Below are 13086 nucleotides of genomic sequence, written 5' to 3'. Positions count from 1 at the left end.
ATCAGGATTTGCGCGAAAGCACTGCTAACAGTTCGCCCAGTTGATCGGCTTGGGCGTCGTCTAGCTTGTCGCCCAGGTGGCGTTGAAGCGCCGAGGCATAGACGGTCCACATGTGGCTCCGCATGGCACTCCCTGCCTCAGTGATAACCACCCAGCGGCCTCGGCCGTCCTCGGAAAATACCTCGCGGTGAACAAAACCAGCCTTTTCCATCCGGTCGAGAAGGCGAGACAGGTTATGTTGGGCTAGGAGCGTGCGCTCTTCAATCTCGTAGGGCCGCAGCCTGCCGCCCGCGGCCCGTGCCAGTTCCAGCAGTACGTCATACCAACCGAGCGGCGGCAGGTCGGCCGCTTTCAAGTCCTGCTCGATCGCCGCCAGGACGATCTGCTGAGTACGCATGAGGCGCACCCATGCTCGTGTGATGGCGGGGGAGGGCTTTGGGGGTTCGACATCTGAACAATCGGACATGGATGCAATTACATCTATATTGACCAATCTGGCAAGTCTGGATATAGATGCAATTGCATGTATCTCGAATGCAGATACGTCCCTGCCCCATTCGCTGTGTCAGACAAAAGGAGATTTGATCATGTTCGACGCAAAGTTGACCCTCGTCAGCCACTACCTTTGCCCCTACGTTCAGCGGGCCGTCATCGTGCTTACTGAAAAGGCCGTGGCATTCGAGCTCCGTTATGTCGATCTGTCGGCGAAGCCGGATTGGTTTCTCACCATTTCTCCGCTCGGCAAGGTGCCGCTCCTGATCGTGCGGCAGGGCGACGGGGCAGAAACGGTGTTGTTCGAAAGCGCAGCAATCTGCGAATATCTTGAGGAAACCCAATCGGGCGCCAGGCTCCATCCGGCCGATCCGCTGACTCGTGCCAGGCATCGCGGTTGGATTGAGTTCGGCTCTTCCATCCTTTCGGATTTGTGGGGTTTTGAGACCGCCACAGATGAAGGGACCTACGAGGCCAAGCGCAAGGCGCTGATCGACAAGTTCGGGCGTGTTGAGACCGAACTGAACGACGGACCATTTTTCGCTGGCGGGGTGTTCAGCCTGGTCGATGCGGTCTTCGCACCGATCTTCCGTTACTTTGACGTCTTCGATACCATCACACCGACCGGCATATTCGATGCGCTGCCGCGTGTCAGGGCATGGCGTGCAGAATTGGCTTCACGGCAAAGCGTGCGAGATGCGGTGACGCACGACTATCCCCATCGCCTCAAAGTCTTCCTGATGGATCGTGATGCCTGGTTGCTGAAGCGCGCTGCCTGAGGGATTCGCGGAAATCCCGACTAAGGCGACTGCGTACATCCGATATTGGCGACATCGCAGAACGGAGACTTTTGTTATCGGCTACCGCGAAATTGACGTATCGGTGGCGCGTGAAGGCGAGCTTACTGCCGCTTTCGCGCGTCCCCCCTTTCGCAAATGCAAAAAAAAGGGTATGAGCGCGCCAAATGTAATTGGCGTGTTCACTTCATACAGCGCCCCAGCCTCAGAGATACAACATATGGCACTTCGCAACATCGCGATCATCGCGCACGTTGACCATGGGAAAACCACCCTCGTTGACGAGCTTCTGAAGCAGTCCGGTTCCTTCCGCGAGAACCAGCGCACCGTTGAGCGCATGATGGATTCCAACGATCTGGAAAAAGAGCGCGGTATCACCATTCTTGCCAAGGCAACCTCCGTCGTCTGGAAGGGCGTTCGCGTCAACATCGTCGATACGCCCGGCCACGCCGACTTCGGCGGCGAAGTCGAGCGCATCCTTTCGATGGTCGATGGCGCCATCGTGCTGGTCGATTCCTCGGAAGGCCCGATGCCGCAGACCAAGTTCGTGGTCGGCAAGGCGCTGAAGGTCGGCCTTCGCCCGATCGTCGCGATCAACAAGATCGATCGTCCGGACGCTCGCCACGAAGAAGTCATCAACGAAGTCTTTGATCTCTTCGCAGCGCTCGACGCCACCGACGAGCAGCTCGATTTCCCGATCCTTTACGGCTCGGGCCGCGCCGGCTGGATGAACTATTCACCGGAAGGCCCAGTTGAGGATGGCCTTGGCCCGCTTCTCGATCTCGTGCTGAAGCATGTGCCGGAGCCGAGTGTCGGCGAAGAAGACGGCGCGTTCCGCATGATCGGCACGCTTCTCGAAGCCAATCCGTTCCTCGGCCGCCTCATCACTGGCCGTATTCATTCCGGCTCGATCAAGCCGAACCAGTCCGTCAAGGTTCTGGGCCAGGATGGCAAGCTGATCGAAACCGGCCGCATTTCCAAGATTCTCGCCTTCCGGGGCATCGAGCGTACGCCCATCGAGGAAGCCCATGCAGGCGATATCGTCGCCATCGCCGGCCTGTCCAAGGGTACGGTCGCCGACACATTCTGCGATCCGTCCGTCACCGAGGCACTGCACGCCCAGCCGATCGATCCGCCGACCGTCACCATGTCCTTTATCGTCAACGACAGCCCGCTGGCTGGGACCGAAGGCGACAAGGTTACCTCGCGCGTCATTCGCGATCGCCTGTTCAAGGAAGCCGAAGGCAACGTTGCGCTGAAGATCGAAGAAGCCGAAGGCAAGGATTCGTTCTACGTCTCCGGCCGTGGCGAATTGCAGCTCGCCGTTTTGATCGAAACCATGCGCCGTGAAGGCTTCGAGCTTGCCGTATCGCGTCCGCGCGTCGTCATGCACAAGGACGAGGCGACCGGCCAGATGCTGGAGCCGATCGAAGAAGTCGTCATCGACGTCGACGAAGAGCATTCCGGTGTCGTCGTGCAGAAGATGTCGGAGCGCAAGGCCGAAATGGTCGAGCTTCGTCCGTCCGGCGGCAATCGCCTGCGCCTGAAATTCTTCGCGCCGACCCGTGGTCTCATCGGCTATCAGTCGGAACTGCTGACGGATACGCGTGGCACCGCCATCATGAACCGCCTCTTCCATGATTATCAGCCCTTCAAGGGCGCGATCGGCGGTCGCGTCAACGGCGTCCTTCTCGCCAATGCCTCCGGCGAAGCCGTCGCCTACGCGATGTTCAACCTGGAAGACCGCGGTCCGATGATCATCGAACCGGGTGAAAAGGTCTATGCCGGCATGATCATCGGCATTCACTCCAGAGACAACGACCTCGAAGTGAACGTGCTCAAGGGCAAGCAGCTGACCAACATCCGCGCCGCCGGCAAGGACGAAGCTGTGAAGCTGACGCCGCCAATCCGCATGACGCTCGACCGCGCATTGTCGTGGATCCAGGACGACGAGTTGATGGAAGTGACCCCGAAGTCGATCCGTCTGCGCAAGATGTACCTCGATCCGAACGAGCGCAAGCGCTTCGAAAAGGCCCGCTCTGCCTAATAGGGCAAGTCTGTACCGCTTTCTGATCAATTGACCCCGGCCTTGTGCCGGGGTTTTATTTTGTGTGTTCGATTTTTGAGCCCTTGTAGCAAAGGTTAAAAAGGCGTTAATTTTCAGCAGTCGTCCACGGATAAAGACTGTGGGCAAGTCGTTGATCCGCATGATTTGTGGATGGTTAGTTTTCGCTGGCGGGACCAGAGTAGCCGTTATGAAGACGTTGTCGATTGATGTTCGGCGGGCTGAACCGCATGATGCCCGGGCCATTTCCGAGGTGCACCGCCAGTCGTGGCAGTACACCTATACTGGCATCATTCCGCATCGTGCGCTTAGCCAGATGATCGAGCGCCGTGGCGAAGCCTGGTGGCGCAAGGCGACCAGTGGCCCGGCGACGCTCCTGGTTCTCGATGTCGCCGGCGAGATCGCCGGTTACGCCACGCTTGGCCTCAACCGCGCCCGCGCGCTGCCGCAGGAAGGCGAGATCTACGAACTCTATCTTCGCCCGGAGTATCAAGGCATTGGCCTTGGCCGGCTTCTCTTCGGTGAGGCGCGTCGGCTCCTGAAGTCGCTCGGCTGCAAGGGACTTGTCGTCTGGTGCCTTGAGGAAAACGAGAATGGCGACCGCTTCTATCGCGGTCAGGGTGGCGCCGATTTCTGCGAGGGCATCGAGACCTTCGACCGCAAGCAGCTCAAAAAGATCGGCTTCGTCTGGCCCTAAGGCCGCCCGCTGCGGCGTTCGCCACGTTGATCGATTAAAATCCCGCATCGTCCCAATGCCTTGTTGCGTTGCGTCATGATTCCGATTATCTGGCTGCAGCAACCATCCTTATTAGGGGACACGCATGCGCATCGACGCGATTTCCATTGGCAAGAACCCGCCCGAAGACGTCAACGTCATCGTTGAAGTTCCGGTCGGCGGTCATCCGATCAAGTATGAAATGGACAAGGAGGCCGGCACGCTGGTCGTTGACCGTTTCCTCTACACGCCGATGACCTATCCGGGCAATTATGGCTTCGTCCCGCACACGCTCTCCGAAGACGGCGACCCGATCGACGTACTCATCGCAAGCACCCGTCCGCTGGTTCCGGGCTGCGTCATCAATGTCCGCCCGATCGGCGTGCTGAAGATGGAGGACAATTCCGGCAAGGACGAAAAGATCATCGCCGTTCCCTCGCCGAAGCTGACGCTGCGCTACGAGAAGGTCAAGGAACATACTGACCTGCCGGAGATCACGCTGAAGCAGATCGAGCACTTCTTCGAGCACTACAAGGATCTGGAACCCGGCAAGTGGGTGAAAATCTATGGCTGGGGCGGCTCCAAGGAAGCTGGTGAGCTCATTGTTGAAGCTATCGAGCGCGCCAAGAAGGCGAAGGTCTGATCAGACTTTCAGCAGAGCCCTAAGTTTGCCTATTAAATCCTCCGGGTCGCCATCGATCCGGAGGATTTTTTTACGCGCTGTATCGCCGGAGATCAGGCTGACCGCGGATTTGGCGATGCCGAGGTTCTTGGCAATGAGCGCGATCAGCGCCTTGTTGGCTTTGCCCTTTTCCGGCACCGCGGAAACACGCGCTTTGAGATAGGGCTCGCCGTCGGCGCCGGCCTCGACGCCTTCAATGGCGTCACGCCCGCCATTGGGCGTGAGCCGGACGGATAGTCTCACGTGGTCGGCAAAAGCTTGCCAGGCCTCGCTCACCGGCCAAAGAGCGGGTAAAGCGTGTTCCACATCAGGGAACGGAAGAAGAAGATGATCAGCAGCAGAATGATGGGCGAAATGTCGATGCCGCCAAGATCGGGCAACACGCGCCGGATCGGGCGGAGCGCAGGCTCCGTGACCGCATAGAGGAAACTTCCAACCGAGTTGACGAACTGATTGCTCGAATTGATGACATTGAAAGCATAGAGCCATGAGAAAATGGCACTCGCGATCAGCACCCAGGTATAAAGATTCAAAGCCAGATCAATGGTTTGAAATAAGGCAAGCATATCCGTCTCCATTTCGCGGTTGACAGACATGTAGACATTGGCGACTTAACGGGCAAGTCCCATGCTTTGAAGCACGCTGAATCATGTTTAACAGGCCGAGCAAGCGCGTTCCGCGCATTTGCCCTGGTCGGAAAGCCTCACCTCATGTCGTTGGTTGCCAGCGGAGACCGATTTGCCGCGTTCAGGCATATCGCCTACACCTATTTCTTCTTCGCCCGTTTTCTGACGGCTTTCGCCACACAGGTCGTCAGCGTCTCCGTCGGCTGGCAGATGTATGATCATACCGGCAATCCGATTTATCTCGGCCTGATCGGCCTCGTGCAGTTCCTCCCGTCCCTGCTTTTGATCCTGGTGACCGGCACGGTTGCCGACCGCTATAACAGGCGCATGGTCTCGGCGATCTGCATTTTTGTCGGCACGCTCTGCACCGCCGCGCTGTTGTTCCTGACCGTTACCAACGCTTTCGCGCCGCTGCTGGTCTTCATGATCCTTGCGGTCTTCGGCGTCGAGCGCGCTTTCATGACGCCGGCGATGCAGTCGCTCGCTCCGAATCTTATCCCGCCGAAGGACCTGTCGAACGCGATCACCTGGAATTCGATGTCCTGGGACGCGGCCGCCATTCTCGGTCCCGTCGCCGGCGGCTTGCTCTACGGTGTCGGAGCGAGCGTTTCCTACAGTGTGGCTGTTCTGTTTTTTGCCGCCGGTTCGCTGCTGACGTTCCTGATTCCGAAGCCGCAGCAGCGTATCGCGCATGAATCGAGAAGCCTGACCGAAATTCTCGCCGGTTTTCGCTTTATCTGGTCGGAAAAGGTCGTGCTCGGTGCCGTCTCGCTCGATCTCTTTGCCGTGCTGCTCGGCGGTGCGGTGGCGCTGATGCCGGTCTACGCGCGTGATATTTTGACGCTGGGTCCCTGGGGTCTCGGCCTGCTGCGCGCTGCTCCGAGCTTCGGCGCCATTGCCATGGGCCTGTTTCTGGCAACCTATCCCATCCGGCATCGGGCTGGGATTTGCATGTTCATCGGCGTCGGGATGTTTGGGCTGGGAACTTTGATTTTCGGCATCTCGCATACGCCGTGGCTGTCAATTGCGGCACTCGCCATCATGGGCGCGTCCGATCTGATTTCCGTCTATGTCCGCGAAACTCTGATCACGCTCTGGACGCCGGACCATGTGCGCGGCCGCGTCAACGCCGTGAATATGGTCTTCGTCGGTGCGTCGAACGAACTTGGCGAGTTCCGCGCCGGCACTATGGCGCACTATTTCGGCGCCGTCCCTGCCGTCGTCATCGGCGGCATCGGCACGTTGGCAGTGGCGATCATCTGGGCAAGCGGTTTCCCGCAATTGCGTCGGATCGACAATCTGAACGCGCCGGACCGCGAGGGCGAGCCGCAGGTGGCGTAAGCCACAATTTTCTTGTCATGATGGTAAGCGCGCGTGCATGTTGTCGCCATGAGCAACACGACGAGCAACGAACCGATCGAGCCAGAACCATCTGCTCCGCCACCGGCGGCGCCGACCGAGCGCCGGCGAGCGTTCCGGCTTGCCGTGGGTCTAGCCAGCCTGCTGGCGCTATTGGTGGTCTGGGAGATTTTGACGTCGTTTATCGCTTATACGGACGATGCCTATGTCACAACGGGTTTCGTGGCGGTCGCCCCGCAAGTGACGGGCGTGATCGTGAGCGTCAATGTCGCTAACGACCGAGAGGTGCGGCGCGGCGATATTTTGGCGGTGATCGACAAGGTGCCCTTCCAACTCGTCGTTGATCAACGCAAAGCAGCCGTGCAGGAAGCGGATACGAACCACAAGCTTGTCAGCGACGATCTTGCCGCCGCTCAGAATCGGCTGGCGGCTGCGACGGCCGCACTCCAACAGGCCGGCGATGACCAGAAGCAAGTGGCCTTGACTGCTGACGATGCGGTTTCCGCCAAGGAGCGGGCGACCATTGAGGCGGCGGCGGCGCGCGAGGCGGTCGACAAGGCATCCCAGTTGGCGGCTAGTCAGGAGGCGATCGTCGCGCAGGCTCAGGCCGCGCTCGCCTTGGCTGAATGGCAACTTGGCCAAACCGAGATACGCGCACCCGTCGACGGTACGGTCAACAATCTTTCCGTGAGCGTGGGCGATACGGCCTCGGCCGGAAAGGCGCTCGTCGGCATCGTCGATGCGGCAGGCTGGCGCATCGTCGCGAACTATAAGGAGAACTACATCAGGAATTTGCAGCCCGGCAACGCCGCCTGGGTACGGCTCGACACGCATCCGTGGCGTCTCTATCGCGCTCGTATCGAGGGTGTGTCGCGCGGCATCAGCAGAGGCCCCGAACAGGACGGACTCCTGCCCTATGTCGCCCCCACCACCGATTGGATCAGGTTGCGGCGCCGCTTTCCGGTAACGCTGAAGCTGGTCGATCCTCCATCCGACCTGACCCTTTACATGGGATCGGATGCCAGCACGCTGATCTTCCCATGAGGCAGGCTCTTGCAGAGCTCGTCGGTGCGGTCCGCGGCGAGCTGGCGGAGTTGAGCCTTTCCGGTCCGCGCTTGCGGCAAGCCAATATCGCGGCACTGGCGGTTGGGCTCGCGCTCGTCCTCGCGCTGATCCTGAGGCTCAACAATCCCTGGTGGGCCGGGATCAGTGCCTTCATGTGCGTGCAGGCGAGCCATCCGCAATCCTGGCAAAAGGGCGGGATGAGAATCGTCGGCACGCTGGCCGGCGCGATCGCGAGTTTCGCTCTTGTACCCTTGGCAGTTTATGATCCGGTGGCAACGATGCTGCTTCTTTTTACCGCCGGCACGCTTGCCATCCTCGGTGCGTTGCTGAGCCCGCATGGCTATGCTTGGCTGCTCGGCGGGATCACGGCCATGATGGTCACCCTCGGTTCGCTGAACGATCCGACCATGGCCCTTTCCATCGCCTTCTATCGCGCCGCCGAGATCATGCTCGGCACCGCCACGGCCTTGCTTGTGACATGGCTGTTGGCGCCGGCAGAAAGCGCAGCCGCGGCGCCGCCGCCCGGCTGGCACAGTTTGTTGGGTCGCAACTGGCATGTACTGTCACATGCCGTGCGGACCGGAATGGCGGTTGCCGCCGTGCCTCTGGTTTGGCGGCAACTGGAATTGCCTAATCTCAGTCAGATGGCGATTTCGATCGGCGCGGTCATGGCCGTCCCCACCCTCACCGGCATCTCGGAAAAGGATCAGTCGGCGATAGCCCAGCGCATGTTGCACCGGGTAGCCGGGTGTATATTGGGCGGCTGTTTCGGCGCGATGGTGCTATTCTTGCCGATCAGCCAATCTTTCGTGCCCTGGCTTCTACTGCTGATGGCAGGTACTTGGCTTGCCATGCAGATCCAGAACGGGAGCCATGGCATCCCTGGCGTCGGTGCGCAGGCTGCTATCGCATTGATCCTGACGCTTGTGCAGGATACGGGTCCTGCGGTCAGTCTGCTACCGGCCTTCAACCGCATCGCCGGTATGATTGGGGCCATAGGGCTTTTGGTACTTATCAACCTTTTGCTCGGCCCGCCGATCGGTGCCCAGTCGGCGAGCGAAGAAAAGCAGGGCTGACGCATAGGGACAGCATAATGTGGGGCAGCTTACGCCGCCATCGCCTGCTTGCCCTCGAAAACGAGGTCGAGGAATTCGGAAAGCCAGGCTTTGAGCGCCGGGTCGAAGATCATGCGGCCTTCCAGATGTTCGCGGCCCTGCTGGGCGTTCGGCATGCAGAAGCGGTGTTCGCCATGCACGACCCAGCGCTGCATCATGGCGCGGGTGAGTTCGGCGTGGAACTGCAAGCCCCAGGCGTTGGCGCCATAGCGATAGGCCTGGTTGGGATAGGTCTCGCCGGTCGCCAGCAGATCGGCACCCCGCGGCAGGTCGAAGCCTTCGCGGTGGAAGTGATAAACCATTTGCGGCCAGCGGCGCATCAAAAGGCGTCCCTTTTCGGTCGGCTGTAGCGGATACCAGCCGATTTCGGTTTTGCCGTCGTCGCGGGCCCTCACCTTGGCGCCGAGGTGGCGGGCGAGCATTTGCGCGCCGAGACAGATGCCGAGGAAGGGGCGGTTTTCCTTCAGCGGCACGTCGAGCCAATTGATCTCGGCCTTCACGAAATCGTCCGGATCATTGGCACTCATGGGTCCGCCAAAGATCACCGCGCCGGCATGACCCTCCATCGTCGTCGGCAGCCTCTCACCGAGCACCGGCCGGCGAATGTCGAGATCGTAGCCCTTGTCCAAGAGCATCTGGCCGACCCGGCCGGGGCTGGAGCGCTCCCCGTGCAGGACGATCAATATCGGATGATGTTTGCGGCCTTTCGGCGCCTCAATCATCATCCCCGGTCTCCATCTTACGACCAGGGGCGCGGGCAGCAGCCTCCTGGCGTTTGATAACGCGCTCGCGGTCGGAAATGCCCATGAGATCGGCTATCCGCCAGATGGCATGGTCCTCCATTTCGCTGCGTTCGCCGTCGGCATAGACGATGTCCCAGAGGATGCCGAGAAGCTCGAGGCGCTGTTCGCTGTTGAGGTGACGCTTCAGGTCGGAGGTGAAGCGATAATAATCGACCGCCTCGCTCTCGGCCTCCTGGCCCGCGGCGATCAGTGCGTCAAGCTGGCGGCCGTCGAGACCGTATTGGCTCTTCAGCAGCTTGCGAAGCCGTTTCTTCTCGCTTTCCTCGATCTTGCCGTCCGCCTCCATCACCTGAAAACAGAGCGCCGCAACCGCGATGCGCGGATCGTCGGGAGCAAAACCGGATTTGGGGTGGTCCTTGGTCAGATTCTGAAAGAATTCCTGAAAGCGTTCAAACATTCGATTCCATTCTTAGAAGAGCTTGAGCCGTGTCTTGGGTTCCGGTTCAAGCTTGGGATCTTTCACGCCCGGATCATCGGGCGCACCGCCGAAGAAGGGCCTTGGTTCGGGCTCCTTTGTCGGCTCGAATTTGGCGGCGGATGGGGCTGGCGCCGGCTTCGTCGCGATCGGTTCCAATTCTATAACAGAGGTACCGGCAGCCGGCGAAGCAACTGTTGGTGAAGCCGATTTTGTCGCAGCGGTTGGGGAAGCCGCCTCGCTCACCGGGGGCAGCGACCGCAGCGCGGCATCGACCGAGACGGCCGTGCCCTCTTCCACCGGCCCCTCGAGTTGGCCGAAGGGCGCCTTCCATTCGAAGGCGTCGAGCCTGCCGGTGATGGGCGACAGCGGCAGCCATTTGTCGGAGACGAAGCCATCGGCTACCCAGGCCGGATCACGCGGCGCGCGTAGTGCCTGCGCCATCCAATGGCGGACGCGGCCCTGGTCTCCGGTCTCGGCCTCTTCGATATCGGCCAGCAGCAGGAAGGCGCCTTCGCGGGCGTCGATGCGGGCCGCTGCCTCGGCCTTGGCGCGGGCCTTGGCGAAGTCGCGGGCGTCGAGTGCCGCCTTTGCCGTGATCAGCAGCGCTTCGACATTGTTCGGGCGGATCGCCTCCAGCCTCTCGGCACGCTTCAGGCGATCGGCGACGGAATCGCCGCTGCGGGCGCGGACATAGGCCCTGCCGATCTCCGGATGCGGCTCTGCTTTCCAGACCTGTTCGAGAATGGATGCGGCCTTGCGGACCTTGTCTTCGCGAAACAATGCCTTGGCGGCCGTAAGTGCTGCCGGCACGAAATCGGAGGACAGCTTCAGCGCGGCCAGCGCATCGTCTCGGGCACCGGCCGGATCGCTTTCGAGCTTGTCGTTGGCGCGCGCAGTCAGCAGCACGGCGCGTTGGCGGTTGGCGGTATCCTTATCAATGACACGAGCGATCTTCTGTTGGTCTAGAAGCTTGATGGCTTCGTCCCAATGACCGGCCTGACTGCGGTATTCCAGCGTCGCTTGCGCTGCCCAAGGGAGATAGGGGGCCTGGTCGGCCGCCTTTTCGGCATATTGCCGCGCGGCTTCGTGCGCGCCGAGGCGCTTGGCTTCGAGATAGAGGCCGCGCAGGCCGAGCTCGCGAGTTTCCGGGTCGTTGGCCATTAACTCGAATTTTTGCCGGGCCTCGTCATGTTTGCCCTCGATCAGCGCGGCCTGCGCTTCGAGCAGGTTGATCAGCGGCTCCTGGTCGGCGCGGATGAGGCCGCGCGTCCGCGCCGCCATCTTGCGAGCGAGCAGCGCATTGCCGGCCCCGGCGGCGATCAGTCCGGTCGACAGAGCCTGATAGCCGCGGTCGCGTTTGCGGGCGCGGAAATAGCGGGTGACGGAATGCGGCGAGGTCCAGATCAAGCGGATGAACCACCAGACCACCATGACGGCGGCGATGAGCGCAATCAGGATACCGGCCGCGACGATAAGCTTGGTTTGATAGAGTTCACCGCCCCAAACCAGCGAAAGATCGCCGGGACGATCTGCCAGCCAGGAAAAGCCATAGCCGAGTACCAGGACGAGAACGGCGAAAATAAGCAGTCTTGTCATTCTTTCACCCGTCCTCAGCTCTGTTTTCCGGTGTCGGCGATCGCCTTCGATAGCGCTGCACCAACCAGATCTTCGACGCGGGTACGAGCTTCCAACGATTGCTTGAAGGCGGCGGAAGCCGACTTGGCGGCGTCCGGCAGGCTATTCCACTCGGTGACGGCGCCGGGCAGATCGCCGTTCTTCACCTTGTCCTCGAAGCGGGCGGTGATAGCCTCGACACTGTCGCCAGAGACGTTGCCGACCGGGCGCACCTGCACCAGAGATTTGGCGCTTGTCAGCAAGCGGTCGCTCCAGCTCTGGTTGGGGTCGTCCTGCTGCGTCGAACTGACGATCGCCGTCGCAACGTCGGATACCTGGCGAATGAGATCGGCGCGCGAGGGAACGCCGGTCTGGGCGAAGGCCTTCAGATCGGTAACTGCGGGGTCATCGGGCGCAACATTGGCGAAGGTGTCGAGCTCAGGCTGAAAGGGACCACCGCGATCGATCGCCGCCTTCAGTGCCGCCGCCGCAATGGCCCGGGCGACAGCGCTTTCCTGGCTCGGGCCGCTCAGCTTCTTCTCTGCGTCCGCCAGACGTTTGCTGACATCGGCGTCGGACGAGGCTTGGCTTTGCGTCGCCTGAGCGAGGGTCGCCTTCAATTGATCCACTTCCGCGCCGAGCGCGGCAATCTTCTGGTCGGCATCGCTGCTGCTTGCATCGGACGATCCGCTTGCGGCCGTGGTATTGGCAGCCGCTGTCTCGAGTGCTGCGACGCGGGCTGCAAGCGTCGCATCAGGTGTTGCAGCGGGAGCGGCGGCGAGATTGGAAACCGTCTGTTTCAACCCGTCGATTTCGGCTGTGAGCGCAGCGATATCGGCAGAATTATCATTTGCAGGCCTGCCACCGGGCAGGAGCCCCGCATATTGGATGGCGCCGACGCAGATGAGGGAGATCAGGCCGCCGACAATGCCCGCGGCGATCAGGCCCGATGTTGCGCCTTGCTGTCGCGGGGAAGCCGAGGTTTGCTCGGCGCGGGTGGGCTCAGGTTCCTGCGCGCTCGCGGCTTTGGGCTTATCTGCCGGAGCTTCTGCGATGGGCTCATCGACCTCTTCCCCCAGCGTCTCCTTCTCGGTTTCCAGCGGCATTTCCACCTCATCGGCGGAGGAGCTGCCGGGTTCGCTGTGGTTTCGCTCCGTCATCTCTTCGGAGGCCGCGGCTTGAGTAGTTTCCTCAGCTTCCAGGTCGATCGTGATCGGCTCGTCGTTGGGCTTCGAATGGTTTGGCGGGTTTCCCGATACCATGAGGTCCTCTTTTCATGCGCTGCAGCGAAGTTAGACAGACAAGTCGATTATGGAAAGAGCTTAGATCAAAATT

Annotated in this window: 14 protein-coding genes; 7 read left to right on the top strand and 7 right to left on the bottom strand. The window is 60.8% G+C overall.

Annotation, left to right across the window (positions count from 1 at the left end):
• Position 1: 1 nt before the first annotated feature.
• Positions 2-466, bottom strand: coding sequence for a MarR family winged helix-turn-helix transcriptional regulator (locus FHT86_RS24405; protein ID WP_133709082.1), 465 nt, complete (start codon positions 464-466; stop codon positions 2-4).
• A 121-nt stretch (positions 467-587) separates the two neighbouring features.
• Here FHT86_RS24405 and FHT86_RS24400 point away from each other — a divergent pair, with 121 nt between their 5' ends.
• The 4 genes from FHT86_RS24400 to ppa all read left to right on the top strand — a co-directional run bounded on the left by FHT86_RS24400 (position 588) and on the right by ppa (position 4712).
• Positions 588-1271: a glutathione S-transferase family protein gene (locus FHT86_RS24400; RefSeq protein ID WP_183868917.1), complete on the top strand. Its 684-nt coding sequence runs from the start codon at positions 588-590 to the stop codon at positions 1269-1271.
• Between the two features lie 238 nt (positions 1272-1509).
• Positions 1510-3336 carry a translational GTPase TypA gene (gene typA, locus FHT86_RS24395; protein WP_133709083.1) on the top strand — a complete coding sequence of 609 codons (1827 nt, stop codon included), beginning with the start codon at positions 1510-1512 and terminating at the stop codon, positions 3334-3336.
• A 208-nt stretch (positions 3337-3544) separates the two neighbouring features.
• The gene (locus FHT86_RS24390) at positions 3545-4051 is read left to right on the top strand and encodes a GNAT family N-acetyltransferase (protein WP_133709084.1); all 507 of its coding nucleotides are present in this window, start codon (positions 3545-3547) and stop codon (positions 4049-4051) included.
• A gap of 124 nt (positions 4052-4175) precedes the next feature.
• The gene (gene ppa, locus FHT86_RS24385) at positions 4176-4712 is read left to right on the top strand and encodes an inorganic diphosphatase (protein ID WP_133709085.1); all 537 of its coding nucleotides are present in this window, start codon (positions 4176-4178) and stop codon (positions 4710-4712) included.
• Here the strand turns inward: ppa and FHT86_RS24380 are convergent, their stop codons facing one another.
• Positions 4713-5027 (bottom strand): DUF167 domain-containing protein, encoded by a 315-nt coding sequence (locus FHT86_RS24380; protein ID WP_133709086.1) that lies wholly within the window; start codon positions 5025-5027, stop codon positions 4713-4715. It abuts the gene before it with no gap.
• On the bottom strand, positions 5024-5347 hold the full coding sequence (locus tag FHT86_RS24375; protein ID WP_133709087.1) for a YggT family protein: 324 nt from the start codon (positions 5345-5347) through the stop codon (positions 5024-5026). Before FHT86_RS24375 ends, FHT86_RS24380 begins: the two co-directional genes overlap by 4 nt.
• Before the next feature lie 114 nt (positions 5348-5461).
• Between FHT86_RS24375 and FHT86_RS24370 the strand changes: the two genes are divergently transcribed.
• Genes FHT86_RS24370 through FHT86_RS24360 form a run of 3 tightly spaced genes read left to right on the top strand, consistent with a single transcriptional unit; the run spans position 5462 to position 8877 of the window.
• Positions 5462-6718 carry an MFS transporter gene (locus FHT86_RS24370; protein WP_133709088.1) on the top strand — a complete coding sequence of 419 codons (1257 nt, stop codon included), beginning with the start codon at positions 5462-5464 and terminating at the stop codon, positions 6716-6718.
• A gap of 48 nt (positions 6719-6766) precedes the next feature.
• Positions 6767-7780 carry a biotin/lipoyl-binding protein gene (locus FHT86_RS24365; RefSeq protein ID WP_133709089.1) on the top strand — a complete coding sequence of 338 codons (1014 nt, stop codon included), beginning with the start codon at positions 6767-6769 and terminating at the stop codon, positions 7778-7780.
• Positions 7777-8877 carry an FUSC family protein gene (locus FHT86_RS24360; protein ID WP_133709090.1) on the top strand — a complete coding sequence of 367 codons (1101 nt, stop codon included), beginning with the start codon at positions 7777-7779 and terminating at the stop codon, positions 8875-8877. Before FHT86_RS24365 ends, FHT86_RS24360 begins: the two co-directional genes overlap by 4 nt.
• Positions 8878-8906: 29 nt before the next feature.
• Here the strand turns inward: FHT86_RS24360 and FHT86_RS24355 are convergent, their stop codons facing one another.
• The 4 genes from FHT86_RS24355 to FHT86_RS24340 are packed head-to-tail and all read right to left on the bottom strand — an operon-like array spanning position 8907 to position 13013.
• Positions 8907-9638, bottom strand: coding sequence for a glutamine amidotransferase (locus FHT86_RS24355; RefSeq protein WP_133709278.1), 732 nt, complete (start codon positions 9636-9638; stop codon positions 8907-8909).
• Positions 9631-10116, bottom strand: a complete 486-nt coding sequence (locus tag FHT86_RS24350) for a TerB family tellurite resistance protein (RefSeq protein WP_133709091.1) — start codon at positions 10114-10116, stop codon at positions 9631-9633. Before FHT86_RS24350 ends, FHT86_RS24355 begins: the two co-directional genes overlap by 8 nt.
• Before the next feature lie 12 nt (positions 10117-10128).
• Positions 10129-11733: a heme biosynthesis protein HemY gene (locus FHT86_RS24345; RefSeq protein WP_133709092.1), complete on the bottom strand. Its 1605-nt coding sequence runs from the start codon at positions 11731-11733 to the stop codon at positions 10129-10131.
• Positions 11734-11747: 14 nt separating this feature from the next.
• The gene (locus FHT86_RS24340; protein ID WP_133709093.1) at positions 11748-13013 is read right to left on the bottom strand and encodes a COG4223 family protein; all 1266 of its coding nucleotides are present in this window, start codon (positions 13011-13013) and stop codon (positions 11748-11750) included.
• Positions 13014-13086 lie beyond the last annotated feature (73 nt).

This window comes from Rhizobium sp. BK313, from assembly GCF_014193655.1.
Taxonomy (GTDB): domain Bacteria; phylum Pseudomonadota; class Alphaproteobacteria; order Rhizobiales; family Rhizobiaceae; genus Rhizobium.
This window is presented reverse-complemented; position numbering and strand designations above follow the sequence as displayed.

What these genes read in the sequence shown, in the direction of transcription:
- FHT86_RS24340 (WP_133709093.1), bottom strand. Translation starts at nt 13,013, where the DNA reads ATGGTATCGGGAAACCCGCCAAACCATTCGAAGCCCAACGACGAGCCG.
- FHT86_RS24355 (WP_133709278.1), bottom strand. Translation starts at nt 9,638, where the DNA reads ATGATTGAGGCGCCGAAAGGCCGCAAACATCATCCGATATTGATCGTC.
- FHT86_RS24360 (WP_133709090.1), top strand. Translation starts at nt 7,777, where the DNA reads ATGAGGCAGGCTCTTGCAGAGCTCGTCGGTGCGGTCCGCGGCGAGCTG.
- FHT86_RS24390 (WP_133709084.1), top strand. Translation starts at nt 3,545, where the DNA reads ATGAAGACGTTGTCGATTGATGTTCGGCGGGCTGAACCGCATGATGCC.
- FHT86_RS24370 (WP_133709088.1), top strand. Translation starts at nt 5,462, where the DNA reads ATGTCGTTGGTTGCCAGCGGAGACCGATTTGCCGCGTTCAGGCATATC.
- FHT86_RS24375 (WP_133709087.1), bottom strand. Translation starts at nt 5,347, where the DNA reads ATGTCTGTCAACCGCGAAATGGAGACGGATATGCTTGCCTTATTTCAA.
- FHT86_RS24405 (WP_133709082.1), bottom strand. Translation starts at nt 466, where the DNA reads ATGTCCGATTGTTCAGATGTCGAACCCCCAAAGCCCTCCCCCGCCATC.
- ppa (WP_133709085.1), top strand. Translation starts at nt 4,176, where the DNA reads ATGCGCATCGACGCGATTTCCATTGGCAAGAACCCGCCCGAAGACGTC.
- typA (WP_133709083.1), top strand. Translation starts at nt 1,510, where the DNA reads ATGGCACTTCGCAACATCGCGATCATCGCGCACGTTGACCATGGGAAA.
- FHT86_RS24365 (WP_133709089.1), top strand. Translation starts at nt 6,767, where the DNA reads ATGAGCAACACGACGAGCAACGAACCGATCGAGCCAGAACCATCTGCT.
- FHT86_RS24350 (WP_133709091.1), bottom strand. Translation starts at nt 10,116, where the DNA reads ATGTTTGAACGCTTTCAGGAATTCTTTCAGAATCTGACCAAGGACCAC.
- FHT86_RS24345 (WP_133709092.1), bottom strand. Translation starts at nt 11,733, where the DNA reads ATGACAAGACTGCTTATTTTCGCCGTTCTCGTCCTGGTACTCGGCTAT.
- FHT86_RS24400 (WP_183868917.1), top strand. Translation starts at nt 588, where the DNA reads ATGTTCGACGCAAAGTTGACCCTCGTCAGCCACTACCTTTGCCCCTAC.